This is a genomic window from Candidatus Ruminimicrobiellum ovillum (genome assembly GCF_002392975.1).
GTDB lineage: Bacteria > Elusimicrobiota > Endomicrobiia > Endomicrobiales > Endomicrobiaceae > Ruminimicrobiellum > Ruminimicrobiellum ovillum.
The window spans coordinates 16,756-30,566 of the sequence record NZ_DGIC01000003.1 but is presented as its reverse complement, the minus strand read 5'-3'; the positions used below and the strand labels follow the sequence as shown (position 1 = coordinate 30,566).

The following is a 13,811-nucleotide window of genomic DNA, read 5'->3' as shown; positions in this document are numbered from 1 at the left end:
GTAAACTTCGCCGTGCTGTTGCCTTGTCTAAATTCAAAATATTTAGTCGCTCAAAAATTGTTGTGAACAATTTTTGAAATGTTGTTTTTTCCTGTCCTTATATTAATTGCTAATTGCTGTTCCGTCTGTCATCCCGAACTTGATGCGGGATCTCTGCTTTTGTCGTTAATTATAAATTATAAATTGTAAATTATAAATTGCCGTTCCGTCTGTCATTGCGAGCCGATTTATCGGCGTGGCAATCCATAAAAATAATAAAAGACGGGAAGATGTCTCTTCTCGTCTTTTACATTAATTATAAATTATAAATTTCCGTTCTCGCCGTTGCCGTTCTAAACCATAAGCAAAAAAATCTGTAAGATTTTTTTAATAAGCTTTAAGCTGCTGTTCATATCTTCCAATCTTCCAATCTTCCAATCTTCAAGAAATCACTCTGTGATTTCTTCATAAAAACCGACATTGAACAAACGCCTTCGATGTTTATACCTTTCAGTTGTTTTATTGTATTTTTGTTTATTCCGCCTATTGCAAATACGGGAATTTCTACATTGGCACAAATCTCTTTTAAAAATTCTATACCTCTCGGCTCTAATCCTTTTTTACAGTCTGTTTCAAAAATATGTCCCGCAATAAGAAACAAATTTAAACTGTCATTGCGAGGCGACTTGTCGCCGTGGCAATCTGTTTGTTGTGTTTGTAGTTGTCGTTTATTATACATTCTACATTGTACATTATACATTGTCGTTTCTTTCTTCCAATCTTCTGCCATTTTCGCTTCTTCCAACGAGTGTACCGAAACAGCAACGGTATCAAACGAATTTAAAATATCTTTGTTGTTAAAAAAATCTTTAAATGAAACCTGTATGTTTTTTATATTTAGTTTTTTTGCAATGTTAATTTTTGTGTTTATAAAAAACAATACATTATTTTTTTTACAAATATCATTACATTTAACGGCAAACTCTTCGTAGGTTTTATCATCCAAATCTTTTTCTCTTAAAACCAAGGCATAAAGATTTTGTTTGCAAATATATTCTATTTGCTCGAAAAAATCATTTCTACATAATAGTCGGTTGGTTATACAAACGGTTTTCATAATTTCTGTTGACTATAAGATATAAAATAAATACAATAAAAACAATAATGAAGTAAATTTATAAAAGGAGGAAGTAAATGAAAAAAGTAGTTTTGGCAGTATTGTTGGCGGTAGCAATGGTAGTACCTGCATTTGCAGCAAAAGGAGATATGTCCGTAAATGCAAAGTTAGGTTTGGGCATAAATAATAGTGTGTCTATTGATATGGTAGATGATATTTATTATAAGTTTGACATGGAAATGCCTGTTTCGATTGGTGCGGAATTTTTTTACGGATTAATGGATAATTTGTCTGTAGGTTTAGGTGTAAATTATGGTTTTGATTCTAAATTTAAAAAATCACCTTTTCCTCCTGATATAGAGGTAGGAGCAACAAATATTTATGCAGCGGTAAAACCCGAAGTAAAATTAGAATCTAATATATTTTCAAGTATATATTTAATAGGACAATTAGGTATATCTATGTTGAGAGCGGAAATTGATGATTCACATGCACCTGATTTAGATATGAAGAGCGGTTTATATTTAGGTTTCGGTATAGGAACAATAATAAAAGATTGTTTTATTGTTGAACTTGTATGCTCATCGGCTAACGGAACATTAGAGAAATTCTTTTTGGGCGGTGAAGATGTTGATGTGCAGTATACAGCAACAACAATTAATGTAGGTTATAAATTTGCATTGTAAGCAGTTTGTGGTTTGTAGTTGATAGTTTGTAGTTAATATAAATTTTGTGAAACAAAATTTTACCGAAAACTATAAACTGTAAGCTCTAAGCTATAAGCAAAAAATTATGAAATAATTTTTTATATAAGGAGAAAAAAATAATGAAAAAAAGTTTATTGTCTTTAATATTGGCAGTAGCAATGGTAGTACCGGCATTTGCACAAAAAGGAGATATGTCTATCAACGGAAAATTGGGTTTGGGTGTAAGTAATAATTTAAATATAAGTTATGATAGTATGCCGGATGGTATGCAAGAAGGTTTTAAAATGGAAATGCCTGTTTCAGTAGGTGCGGAATTTTTTTACGGATTAATGGATAATTTATCCATAGGTGCAGGTATAAATTATAATTTCGGTTCCGAGTCTAAAGCTGATATGGGAGGCACAAAGCCCGAAGCAAAAACAGTTAACTTTTATTTGGCAGTAAAACCTGAATTTAAAGTAGAATCAAATATATTTTCAAGTGTATATTTAATCGGACAAATCGGCGGAAGCAGTATTACTGTGGAAGCAAACGGTGAATCCGATACTGCAGATATCGGAATACATTTAGGTTTCGGTGCGGGAACAATAATAAAAGATGCATTTATAGTTGAATTGTTAATATCTTCATCTAACGGCAGTATGTCCGAAGATGGAATGAATGGTGATTTACAATATACGGCAACAACGATTAATGTAGGTTACAAATTTTCTTTATAATAAAAAAACAATTAAATAAAAACACAGAAAGAATTTTTCTTTCTGTGTTTTTTTTTGTTTTGTTATTATAGCGAAGCGACTTTATCTTTTGAATTATAACTTTGTATTTGGCTCAATCGAGTACCAATGCTTCGCTTTCTTTTACGTACACTTCATTCGCCAAATACTTCGTTATAATTAAAAATCTTAAAAGTCTTCGAGAGTAAAGAACAAGGTACACAAAATCTTTTCTGTTTTTTTTGTGTCCTTATATTCCTATTGATAATAAATAGTTTGTCATCCCGTACTTGATACGGGATCTCACAGTTGGTTGTTAATTATAAATTGTCGTCTTGAATTACTAATTGTTTTATAGTCTAATGTGGTTACTGAACACAGGATAAAGTCCTTTTTGTTTTATCGTATCCACAATTTCCGCAACTGTTCTTGAATCGGAAATTTCAAATTGTTCGTCACCTTTAGCATCGTCTTTATGTCCGCCTACGGAAGTTTTTACACCTGCCGAAATTTTTGTTGCACATACACCTATAACATTATCTCTGAAACCTGCTCTTTCTCTTGTGGAAATTGTAATATCGGAAAACGGCATAAATAATCTGTAAGCACACAATGCCTGGAACAATTGCTTTTCGTTAACATAGTGCGGGTTTTGTTCTTTATGTTCGTGAATGTAAGGTCTTAATCTGGGAACGGAAAAACCTATTTTAAGATCCGGATATTTTTGTTGTAACAAATAAGCATGAACCGCGGTGGAAAAAGCATCTTTCCTGAAATCGTCTAACCCGAAAAGAATACCTAAAGATACACCTCTCATACCTGCAAGAGCTGCTCTTTCCTGGGCATAAAATCTGTACTCAAAAACGGATTTCGGTCCTGCCAAATGTAACTGTTTATATCTGTCTTTGTTGTATGTTTCCTGATAAACACAAACAAAATCCGCTCCGCATTGGCAAAGATATTTATATTCATCGGTATTTAAAGGATAAATTTCTATAGATATGGAAGAAAAATATTTTTTTGCCAGTTTTACTGCTTCACCGATATATTCCACACTTGATGCCGTTCTTGATTCGCCCGTAAGAATAAGAATATCTTCAAGTCCTGTTTGAGATATTGCTTTAAATTCTTTTTCTATTTCTTCAATTGTAAGTTTGCCTCTGTGTATATTGTTTTTGCAATTGTATCCGCAATAAGTGCACTGATTTTCGCAATAGTTTGAAATGTATAAAGGTGTAAACAAAGATATACTTGAACCGAAATGTTTTCTTGTTTCATATTGCGCTTTGTGTGCTATTAAGTTTAAAAAATCCGTCGCTGCGGGAGATAACAAAATTTTTAAATCTTCAATATCCAAAATTTCTTTGTTTAATGTTTTTTGAACATCGTTTTCGGTATAGATATTGTAATCATAGCCCTTAGTTAAGTTTAAAACTTGTTCCAACATATCGGAGTTTATTTGTTCCATATTTTTGTAATACATTTTATTTGTCCTCCAAAAAGTCTATCAAAGGACTGGATGCTTCCGCTTTAAAATTTAACACTCTGCCAAGACCTGCAAGATAAGCTTTTCTTCCCGCAATAATTGCAAGTTTAAAAGCTTCTGCCATTTCGTTTATGTTTTTAGCAGTTGCAATTGCTGTGTTTACCATAACGGCGGCAGCACCTTCCTGCATAATTTCACAAGCTTGAGAGGGTGACCCGATACCTGCATCAACAATTACAGGCAATTTTATTTCATCTATAATTATTTTAATAAAATGTTTTGTAAGAAGTCCTAAGTTGCTGCCGATAGGTGCGGCAAGCGGCATAATTGTTGCAGCTCCCGCATTTGCCAAATCTCTTGCTGCATTTAAGTCAGGATACATGTAAGGCATTACAACAAACCCTTCTTTTGCAAGAATTTCCGTTGCTTTTATAGTTTCATAGTTATCCGGCAACAAAAATTTTGTATCTTTTATAACTTCAATTTTTACAAAATCTCCGCATCCGAGTTCTCTGGAAAGTCTTGCGATTCTAACGGCTTCTTCCGCAGTTCTTGCACCCGAAGTGTTAGGTAAAAGAGTTACCGTTTTAGGTATAAAATCCAATATATTATATTCTGTTTTAGTGTTTGCTCGTCTTAATGCAAGTGTTACGATTTCCGCACCTGCCGATTCAACCGCAGCTTTTACCAAATCCAACGAAAATTTTCCCGATCCTAAAATAAATCGAGAACTAAACTCGTGCCCTGCAATTATTAATTTATCCATAAATTCTCCTATATAACGACCGCAGATTTTAAACTGCACCTTTACATTTGGCTCCTTTATGTGCCAACCGCTTCGCTTTCTTTCAGCACACTGCAGTCGCCAAATGCTTCGGTTCGTATTAAACTTTGCGGTCTTAAAAAATCGCCCTGCGATTTTTAGTAATATTTTTGCTTTGCAAAAATTCCATGCATCTATACCTCTAAAAATTTGCTTTGCAAATTTTTAGCCGCCGCCGACAAAAGTCAGCACTTCCATAACATCCGTATCTTTTAAATTTACAGTGTTATATTTATCTTTGGAAACAATTTTACCGTTTAACTCAATTACAATTCGTTCCAAATTGTAGTTGTTTTCTTTTAAAAAATCGGCTAATGTTTTTGTTTCTTTTAATACTATATCTTTTCCGTTAACTTTCATTTTAACTCCTTAATAAAAAAATAGAATATGAATGAAGTTTTTGCCACCCGAGGTGGTGACCCCCATAACATATTCTATTTAAAATGATAATTTATGATACTATAAAAATTCACCTTTTGTCAAACAAAAAAATATATTGATTTTTCTTTTGTCTTTTATCAATAAATATTCTATAATTATAAAATATATTTTGTCTTTAATTATAAATTATAAAATATAAATTATAAAATGCCTTATAGTGGGGGAAAAATGGCTATTACTTATCAAAAAGCAGGCGTAAATATTGATGCTGGAAACGAGTTGGTTAAAAGACTTAAGAAAAAACTTCCTAAAGTCGGCGGATTCGGAGGAGCATTTCCCGTAGAAAACACGAAATATAATTTGGTTAGTTCCACCGACGGAGTAGGAACAAAATTGAAAATTGCGTTTTTGGTAAATAAACACGATACCGTAGGTATAGATTTGGTTGCAATGAATGTTAACGATATAATTTGTGTTGGAGCAAAACCTCTTTTCTTTTTGGATTATTTTGCTTGCGGAAAATTAAATGTTTCTCTTACGGAAAAAGTTGTAGGCGGCATTATTAACGGTTGCAAACAATCCAATGCTCAACTTATCGGTGGTGAAACAGCGGAAATGCCGAGCTTTTATAAAGGTGAAGAATACGATTTGGCGGGTTTTGCCGTAGGTATAATCGAAAAAGGTAAAGAAATTACAGGTAAAGATATTAAAGAAGGGGATGTTGTAATCGGTCTTCCTTCAAGCGGTCCTCACTCCAACGGATACTCTTTGATAAGAAAAGTTTTTAGTGAAAAAGAATTGAAAAAATATTCCAAAGAATTGTTGGCACCTACAAAAATTTATGTTAAAGAAGTTTTGGCGGCACTTAAAAAATTTAATAACGGTAAAAAGAATAAAATAGTCGGTATTGCACATATTACGGGCGGAAGTTTTTACGATAAAATCGGAAGGATTTTACCGCAGGATGCACATGTAATAATAAACAAAGGTTCTTGGAAAGTTCCTGAAATATTTAACATAATTCAAAAGAAAGGTAATGTTCCGGAAAAAGATATTTACAGAACATTGAATATGGGTATCGGTATGGCAATATTTGTCAGACCGGAACATGCACAAGCCGTTCACAAATTTTTGAAAGGTTCTAAAGTTATAGGATTTGTTCAAAAAGGGAAAAAAGGTGTGGAAATAATATAATGAAAAAGTTAGCGGTATTAGTTTCCGGCGGCGGTTCAAATTTACAATCTATAATAGATTCAACAAAAAGCGGAATATTAAAAAATATTGCCGAAGTTGTTATCGTTATATCAAACAATCCTTCCGCTTACGGACTTGAAAGAGCAAAAAAAGAAAATATAAAAGCAGTCGCTCTTGATTATAAGAATATGGATAAACAGGATTATGACGATAAAATGTATAAACTTATAAAAGAATCCGGTGCGGACATAATTTGTTTGGCGGGGTATCTTAAAAAAGTTTCCGACAAAATTGTTAAAGAATATAAATCAAGAATATTAAATATTCATCCGGCTTTACTTCCGAAATTCGGCGGTAAAGGAATGTACGGACATTTTGTTCACGAAGCTGTAGTAAAAGCTAAGGAAAAAAAGTCAGGTCCTACGGTTCATTATGTGGATGAAAATTATGATACCGGTTCTATAATACTTCAAAAAGAAGTGCCAGTTTATGAAACGGATAGTCCGGAAGATGTGGCTGCAAGGGTATTGGTTCAAGAACATATAATATTTCCTCAAGCAATAAAAAAAGTTATTGAGAAGTTGAATGGGTGAAAGGGTGAAAAGTCGAAAGGTTGGTAGTTGTTATGGCTTAATGTAAAATTTGCAGAGCAGATTTTTTAATAATAAAATACCGAAAGTACTAATTTAAAAAAAGGACGGATTAAAAGTATGATACCAAGATATGCAAAACCTGAAATGGAATCAATTTGGACCGATGATAACAAGTTCAAAATAATGTTGGAAGTTGAGATTTTAGCATCCGAAGCTATGAGCAAGTTGGGAGTAGTTCCGAAATCGGCAATTGCAAAGGTAAGAAAAAAAGCTAAGATAAACAAAGACAGAATAAACGAAATAGAAAAAACGGTTAAGCACGACGTAATTGCATTTTTAACAAGTGTCGTTGAGACGGTAGGTCCCGAAGCAAGATTTTTGCATATGGGTATGACATCTTCCGATGTTTTGGATACTTCACTTGCCGTTCAAATGAGACAGGCATGTTTGCTTCTTATAAAAGAAACTAAAGAGTTAATGGAAATAACAAAAAAGTTGGCTTTCAAATATAAATATACTCCTACAATGGGAAGAAGTCATGGTGTTCATGCAGAACCGACAACATTCGGTTTGAAAGTTGCAAACTGGTACAGCGAACTTAGTCGTTCTCTCGACAGATTAAACTATGCATTGGAAACCGTAAGTTACGGAGCAATTTCCGGCGCTGTAGGAACATTTGCACATTTAAGCCCGAAAGTTGAAGAGTATGTTTGCAAAAAATTAAACTTGAAACCGGAACCTGTTTCAACACAAATAGTTCCCAGAGACAGACATTCAATATTTTTATCAACAATTGCACATGTTGGTGCTAACCTTGAAAGAATAGCTCTTGAAATAAGACATTTACAAAGAACAGAAGTAGCAGAAGCCGAAGAACCTTTTACAAAAGGTCAAAAGGGATCATCCGCAATGCCGCATAAGAGAAATCCGATAATATCGGAAAATGTTTGCGGTTTCGCAAGACTTTTGAGAGGTTATGCAGTAACCGCTATGGAAAACATTGCTTTATGGCATGAAAGAGATATAAGTCATTCTTCGACGGAAAGAATAATGTTGCCGGATGCAACAATGGGACTTTTCTATATTTTAAAAAGAATGCAGGGATTACTTTCGGGATTAAATGTTTATCCTGAAAACATGAAAAAAAATCTTAATAAAACACAAGATGTTATTTGTTCCGGAACACTTTTGTTAACATTGGTAGATAAAGGGTTAACAAGAGAACAAGGATATGCAATTATGCAAAGACTTGCATTTTCGGCAAGAGAAAAAAATGTCAGTCTTGAAGAAGTGGCATTGAAAGATGAAGAAATAAGAAAATATATGAACGAAAAAGAAATAAGAAGAGATTGCGATTTGTCACCGCACTTTAAAAATGTAGATTTTATATTTAAGAGAGTTTTTGGAAAGTAAATACGACAGGTGAAAAGGTGAATGGGTGAAAGGGTGAAAAGTTTTTGGAAAATCTGATAATTAGATTTTTTGCTGTAGTAAAAAATACATTAAACTATTCAACCATTCAACTATTCAACCATTCAACTAAATAAAAGAGGTAATATGAACAAATTCAAGTACTATCTAAACAATGAAGGAAAGTTTACAATTGAAAATTATAATTTGGCACCGACTTTTTCAAGCTTTTTCCCGGGGATTTCCGGAGTAAAAGGTATTCCGATGTGGGCATATTATGTTAACAGAGGGCAGGGAATTTGTACATTCGGTATAAAGAATAAAAATTATGCAATAATGGAATTTTATCCCGCAAATGTAAGTTATAATTTAGTTAATACTTTCGGATTCAGAACATTTTTAAAAATAAAAAAAGGTAAAGAAACAATTTGTTATGAACCGTTCAAAAATAATAGTGCCGATATAAAAGATGTAAAACAAAATATGTATGTTTCCGCTTACGATTTAACGATAGAAGAAACAAATACAAAAATCGGTATCAAAACAACGGCTACATATTTTACGTTGCCTAACCAACCGTTAGCCGGTCTTTTAAGAAAAGTTACGGTTGAAAATATATCCAAACAAAATATTCAGGTAGAAATTGTTGACGGTATGCCGAAAATTCTTCCTTATTATATTAATTCCTGGTCGCAAAAATATATGTCTACAACAATTCAAGCCTGGACGAAAGTTGATAATTTCGATAAAACCGGAGTTCCTTTTTATAAATTGAAAGTTGAAACGGCAGACAGTTCCGAAGTTGTGGAAATTACCGAAGGTAACTTTTATTATTCTTTATTACAAGACAAAAAAGTAAAGAAAGCAGATATCATAATTGATCCGGACATTTTGTTCGGTTCCGATACAAGTTTTGCTTGTCCGGAAAAATTGTTTAATGAAAATTTTGTGTACCCTAAAAAACAGTTTGCGGATAACAAGTATCCTACGGCTTTCAGTTATGCAAAACAAAATTTGAAATCAAAAGACAGCTTTAAAATATATTCTATTGTCGGTCACATTGAAAGTGCAAAATCTTTAAACAGTTTTGTTAAAAAGTTCGACATAAAATATTTTGAAGCAAAACAGGAAGAGAACAAAAATTTAATAAATTCCATTACTTCCAATATGGAAACACATTCTTCAATACCTGAATTTGATATGTATTGCAGACAAAATTATCTTGATAATGTTATGAGAGGCGGTCTTCCGATAGAGTTTAAATATAACGATAAATCCGCAATGTATTATGTGTTTTCAAGAAAGCACGGAGATTTGGAAAGAGATTATAACGAGTTCCAAGTATCACCCAACTATTATTCGCAGGGTAACGGAAATTACAGAGATGTAAACCAAAACAGAAGAAAAGATATTTTCTTTAACCCCAATGTAAAAGACAGTGCGGTAAAAATATTTTATAACCTGCTACAAATAGATGCCTGTAACCCGTTGGTGGTTAAAGGAACACTTTTTGTTCTTGATACAAAAAGTAAAGAATATAAAAATATAATAAGTGATTTAAGTAACAAAAAAGATGAAGAAAAATTGAACAAATTTTTCCAAAAACCGTTTGAGCCGGGTTCACTTGCAACATTTATGGAATTTTCAAACATAAAAACAAAAATAAAGTTTGAAGATTTTATTTCAAAAGTTGTAACAACGGCAAAAGCTCAAAACGATGCAAATCACGGTGAAGGATATTGGGTAGACCATTGGAAATACAATTTCGATATATTGGAAAGCTTTTTAACAATATATCCCGATAAGAAAAAAGATATTTTCTTTAACGATAAATCTTTTATTTATTATGATAACGATCATTATGTTTTACCGAGAAACCAAAAGTATGTTTTAACTCCGAAAGGAACTGTAAGACAATATAATTCCGTAGCAAAATCCGATGAAAAAGCGGAACTTATAGCATCAAGAAAAGTTAACCCCAATGCGTTAAGAACAAATAACGGTAAAGGTGATATTTATTATACGACGCTTGCTTCAAAGTTTATAACAATAATGTCTGTAAAGTTTGCAACTTTGGACAGTGAAGGTATCGGTATAGAAATGGAATCGGATAAACCGGGTTGGTACGATGCATTAAACGGTTTGCCGGGTCTTTTCGGTTCGTCGACTCCTGAAGTTTTTGAGTTGAGAAAGATGATGGTTTTCTTTTCAAATCTTTTGAAAGAAAATAAAGATGAAAAAATATTTGTACCTGTAGAAGTTGCAAAATTGTTTAAAGGACTTTTGTCCTTATTAAAACAAAAACTTTCTTCTTTCGATTTCTGGGATAAAGCAACAACATTAAAAGAAGAGTACAGAAAATCCGTTATATTCGGTATAAACGGTAAAGAAGAACAAATAAATATAAATTCGGTAATAGAATTTATAGATAAAGCTGTAGCAAAAATAAATGCAGGTCTTAAAAAAGCTATAGATCCGAAAACAGGATTATATGTTACTTATTTCAGATATGAAGCAACAAAATATCAGAAGAATAACGAAAAGAATTGTAAAGGATTACCTTGTGTTAAAGTTTTCAAATTCCAAAGATATCCGTTACCGTTATTTTTGGAATCCGAAACACATTATATGAGAATGTCTGAAGATAAAAAGGAAGCAAAACAACATTTTGCATCTATTAAAAAGAGCGGACTTTACGATAAAGAGTTAAAGATGTTTAAAGTTTGTTCTTCATTGCTCAGCGAGTCCAACGAAATAGGAAGATCGAGAGTATTTTTACCGGGTTGGCTTGAAAATGAATCAGTATTTATGCATATGGAATTCAAATATTTGTTGGGCCTTTTAAGAGCTGGTTTGTATGAAGAATTTTTCTCATCCATAAAAACATGTTTTCCGTGCTTTTTAAAACCTGAAGTCTACGGAAGAAGTATACTTGAAAATTCTTCATTTATTTCTTCAAGTGCATTCCCTGATAAAAGAAATTGGGGCAGAGGCTTTGTTGCAAGACTCAGCGGTTCAACAGCCGAGTTTATAGATATGTGGCTTACAATGAGTTTAGGGTATAAACCTTTTTCCGTAAACGATAAAAATGAGTTGGTGTTCAGTTTAAAACCTATAATCAGCGGAGAATTCTTTGATAAGAAAGGCGAATTTAAGGCAAAATTGTTTTCAACAACCGATTTGGTTTATGTAAACAAATCTAAAAAGAGCACATATTTACCGAATATGAATATCAAAAAAATCGAAATTTTATGGAACGATAATTCAAAAGATGTTGTAGACGGTGACGTTGTTGCGGGAAAAAGCGCCGAAAAAATAAGAAACAGACAAGCAAAACAAATAACCGTTACATTCTAATTTAGTATTTGTTTTAAATATAAAAGAGCAGGATTTTAATTTATAAAATTTTGCTCTTTTTTTATGTAAAAATTTCTTATAATTTTGTAAAATATTAAAGATAATAAAATAATACTTTATATATACGGAGTTTGTTATGAATTTAGCAAGAAAAATTATTAAAAAGCATTTGGTTTCGGGATCAATGGAAGTAGGCAGTGAAGTTGCATTAAAGATAGATCAGACATTAACTCAAGATGCAACGGGAACTATGGCATATTTACAGTTTGAAGCAATGAACGTTCCTAAAGTAAAAACGGAACTTTCCGTAAGTTACGTTGATCATAACACATTGCAGTCCGGTTTTGAAAATGCCGATGATCATAAGTTTTTACAAACTATAGCAAATAAGCATGGAATAGTTTTTTCACCTGCAGGTAACGGAATTTGTCATCAGGTACATTTGGAAAGATTCGGTGTTCCGGGTAAAACATTGATAGGTTCCGATTCACACACACCTACGGGCGGCGGAATCGGTATGCTTGCTTTCGGAGCGGGAGGACTTGATGTTGCATGTGCCATGGCAGGGCAGCCTTTTTATATAACAATGCCTAAAATAGTTAAAGTTAATTTAACGGGAAAATTAAGAGATTGGGTAAGTGCTAAAGATATAATTCTTGAACTTTTAAGAATATTGTCCGTTAAGGGCGGGAGAGGAAAAATATTTGAGTTCGCGGGTGAAGGTGTTAAAACGTTGTCTGTTCCGGAAAGAGCGACAATTACGAACATGGGAACGGAACTCGGTGCAACAACTACAATATTTCCTTCGGACGAAATAACGAAAGATTTCTTAAAAAGACAAAACAGAGAAAAAGATTGGGTTGAAATGGTTGCAGATTCCGATGCAACATACGACGATGAATTGACAATAAATTTGTCCGAACTTGAACCGTTGATTGCTATGCCGCACAGTCCCGATAATGTAAAAAAAGTTAAAGATTTGAAAGGAACAAAAGTTGATCAGGTTTGTATCGGTTCCTGCACAAATTCATCTTATGCGGATATGATGTTATGTGCCGAAACATTAAAAGATAAAAAGATAAACAAAAATACAAGTTTAACTATTTCTCCGGGATCAAGACAAGTGTTTTCAATGCTTGCAAGTTCCGGTAAATTGTTTAACATAATAAATGCCGGTGCAAGAATATTGGAATGTGCTTGCGGACCGTGTATCGGTATGGGACAAGCTCCAAAGACTAAAGCGGTGTCACTTAGAACATTTAACAGAAACTTTGAAGGCAGAAGCGGAACAAAAGATGCTCAAGTCTATTTGTGTTCACCTGAAGTTGCTTTGGCTGCAGCTTTAACGGGAGAAATAACAGATCCTACAACTTTGTTCGGTGCAAAACCTAAAATAAGTTTGCCGGACAGTTTTTATATTAACGATGACCATTTCCAAAAACCTTCCAATGAAGGAGAAATTGTAAGAGGTCCGAATATAAAACCGTTACCGAAATTCGAACCGATGCCCGATTCGATTTCGGCAGATGTAGTTTTGAAAGTCGGTGACAATATTTCTACCGACCATATATTGCCTGCAGGTGCAAAGATTTTGCCTTTAAGATCTAATTTACCGGCAATATCGGAATATACTTTCGGTGCCGTAGATAAAGATTTTGTTGCAAGAGCAAAATCCGTTAAAAACGGAGTTATAGTAGGTGCGGAAAATTACGGACAGGGTTCTTCAAGAGAACATGCGGCACTTGCACCGAGATATTTGGGAATAAAAGTTGTTATTACAAAAACATTTGCAAGAATACATTTGGCAAACTTAATAAATTTCGGAATTATTCCGTTAACGTTCGATAATGTTAACGATTACGAGTTGATAAAACTTGCAGATAAAATAGAGTTTAAAGATATAAAAAATATTATAAAAGAAAATAAAGATTTGGTTATAACCGTTAACGGTAAAAATATTAAATTAAATTACAGTTTTACCGAAAGACAAAAAGAAATATTGTTTGCCGGCGGTTTGTTAAATTGGATTAAAGAGGGAATAAAATAAT

11 protein-coding genes are annotated in these 13,811 nt (G+C 33.1%); 7 read left to right on the top strand and 4 right to left on the bottom strand.

Annotated elements, in window-relative coordinates; translation table 11 throughout:
- Positions 1 to 388: 388 nt before the first annotated feature.
- Positions 389 to 1,096, bottom strand: a complete 708-nt coding sequence (locus B2Y85_RS01475) for a thiamine phosphate synthase (RefSeq protein WP_372518700.1) — start codon at positions 1,094 to 1,096, stop codon at positions 389 to 391.
- A gap of 77 nt (positions 1,097 to 1,173) precedes the next feature.
- Between B2Y85_RS01475 and B2Y85_RS01470 the strand changes: the two genes are divergently transcribed.
- Positions 1,174 to 1,782: an outer membrane beta-barrel protein gene (locus B2Y85_RS01470; protein ID WP_372518699.1), complete on the top strand. Its 609-nt coding sequence runs from the start codon at positions 1,174 to 1,176 to the stop codon at positions 1,780 to 1,782.
- A 140-nt stretch (positions 1,783 to 1,922) separates the two neighbouring features.
- A complete protein-coding gene (locus B2Y85_RS01465; protein ID WP_372518698.1) occupies positions 1,923 to 2,522 on the top strand; it encodes an outer membrane beta-barrel protein in 600 nt (199 codons plus the stop codon).
- Positions 2,523 to 2,871: 349 nt separating this feature from the next.
- Here B2Y85_RS01465 and thiH read toward each other — a convergent pair whose 3' ends face one another.
- The 3 genes from thiH to thiS all read right to left on the bottom strand — a co-directional run bounded on the left by thiH (position 2,872) and on the right by thiS (position 5,188).
- Positions 2,872 to 4,002 (bottom strand): 2-iminoacetate synthase ThiH, encoded by a 1,131-nt coding sequence (gene thiH, locus B2Y85_RS01460; RefSeq protein WP_372518697.1) that lies wholly within the window; start codon positions 4,000 to 4,002, stop codon positions 2,872 to 2,874.
- A gap of 1 nt (position 4,003) precedes the next feature.
- Positions 4,004 to 4,771, bottom strand: a complete 768-nt coding sequence (locus tag B2Y85_RS01455) for a thiazole synthase (protein WP_372518696.1) — start codon at positions 4,769 to 4,771, stop codon at positions 4,004 to 4,006.
- Positions 4,772 to 4,993: 222 nt separating this feature from the next.
- Complete coding sequence (thiS, locus tag B2Y85_RS01450; RefSeq protein ID WP_372518695.1) at positions 4,994 to 5,188, bottom strand: sulfur carrier protein ThiS; 195 nt, start codon at positions 5,186 to 5,188, stop codon at positions 4,994 to 4,996.
- A gap of 255 nt (positions 5,189 to 5,443) precedes the next feature.
- On the opposite strand from thiS, the gene purM reads away from it, so the two are divergent.
- The 5 genes from purM (at position 5,444) to B2Y85_RS01425 (ending at position 13,810) form a co-directional block, all read left to right on the top strand.
- Positions 5,444 to 6,403: a phosphoribosylformylglycinamidine cyclo-ligase gene (gene purM, locus B2Y85_RS01445; protein WP_372518782.1), complete on the top strand. Its 960-nt coding sequence runs from the start codon at positions 5,444 to 5,446 to the stop codon at positions 6,401 to 6,403.
- Entirely contained in the window at positions 6,403 to 6,996 is a 594-nt protein-coding gene (gene purN, locus B2Y85_RS01440) for a phosphoribosylglycinamide formyltransferase (RefSeq protein ID WP_372518694.1), read from the top strand. The genes purM and purN overlap by 1 nt, the downstream gene beginning before the upstream one ends.
- Before the next feature lie 117 nt (positions 6,997 to 7,113).
- Positions 7,114 to 8,409 carry an adenylosuccinate lyase gene (gene purB, locus B2Y85_RS01435; RefSeq protein ID WP_372518693.1) on the top strand — a complete coding sequence of 432 codons (1,296 nt, stop codon included), beginning with the start codon at positions 7,114 to 7,116 and terminating at the stop codon, positions 8,407 to 8,409.
- A 144-nt stretch (positions 8,410 to 8,553) separates the two neighbouring features.
- Positions 8,554 to 11,763, top strand: a complete 3,210-nt coding sequence (locus B2Y85_RS01430; RefSeq protein ID WP_372518692.1) for a cellobiose phosphorylase — start codon at positions 8,554 to 8,556, stop codon at positions 11,761 to 11,763.
- Positions 11,764 to 11,899: 136 nt separating this feature from the next.
- Entirely contained in the window at positions 11,900 to 13,810 is a 1,911-nt protein-coding gene (locus tag B2Y85_RS01425) for an aconitate hydratase (RefSeq protein ID WP_372518691.1), read from the top strand.
- Position 13,811: the final 1 nt, after the last annotated feature.

Excerpts from the sequence above, each read along its gene's own strand:
- B2Y85_RS01475 (WP_372518700.1), bottom strand. The coding sequence starts at position 1,096 with ATGAAAACCGTTTGTATAACCAACCGACTATTATGTAGAAATGATTTT.
- B2Y85_RS01470 (WP_372518699.1), top strand. The coding sequence starts at position 1,174 with ATGAAAAAAGTAGTTTTGGCAGTATTGTTGGCGGTAGCAATGGTAGTA.
- B2Y85_RS01465 (WP_372518698.1), top strand. The coding sequence starts at position 1,923 with ATGAAAAAAAGTTTATTGTCTTTAATATTGGCAGTAGCAATGGTAGTA.
- thiH (WP_372518697.1), bottom strand. The coding sequence starts at position 4,002 with ATGTATTACAAAAATATGGAACAAATAAACTCCGATATGTTGGAACAA.
- B2Y85_RS01455 (WP_372518696.1), bottom strand. The coding sequence starts at position 4,771 with ATGGATAAATTAATAATTGCAGGGCACGAGTTTAGTTCTCGATTTATT.
- thiS (WP_372518695.1), bottom strand. The coding sequence starts at position 5,188 with ATGAAAGTTAACGGAAAAGATATAGTATTAAAAGAAACAAAAACATTA.
- purN (WP_372518694.1), top strand. The coding sequence starts at position 6,403 with ATGAAAAAGTTAGCGGTATTAGTTTCCGGCGGCGGTTCAAATTTACAA.
- purB (WP_372518693.1), top strand. The coding sequence starts at position 7,114 with ATGATACCAAGATATGCAAAACCTGAAATGGAATCAATTTGGACCGAT.
- B2Y85_RS01430 (WP_372518692.1), top strand. The coding sequence starts at position 8,554 with ATGAACAAATTCAAGTACTATCTAAACAATGAAGGAAAGTTTACAATT.
- B2Y85_RS01425 (WP_372518691.1), top strand. The coding sequence starts at position 11,900 with ATGAATTTAGCAAGAAAAATTATTAAAAAGCATTTGGTTTCGGGATCA.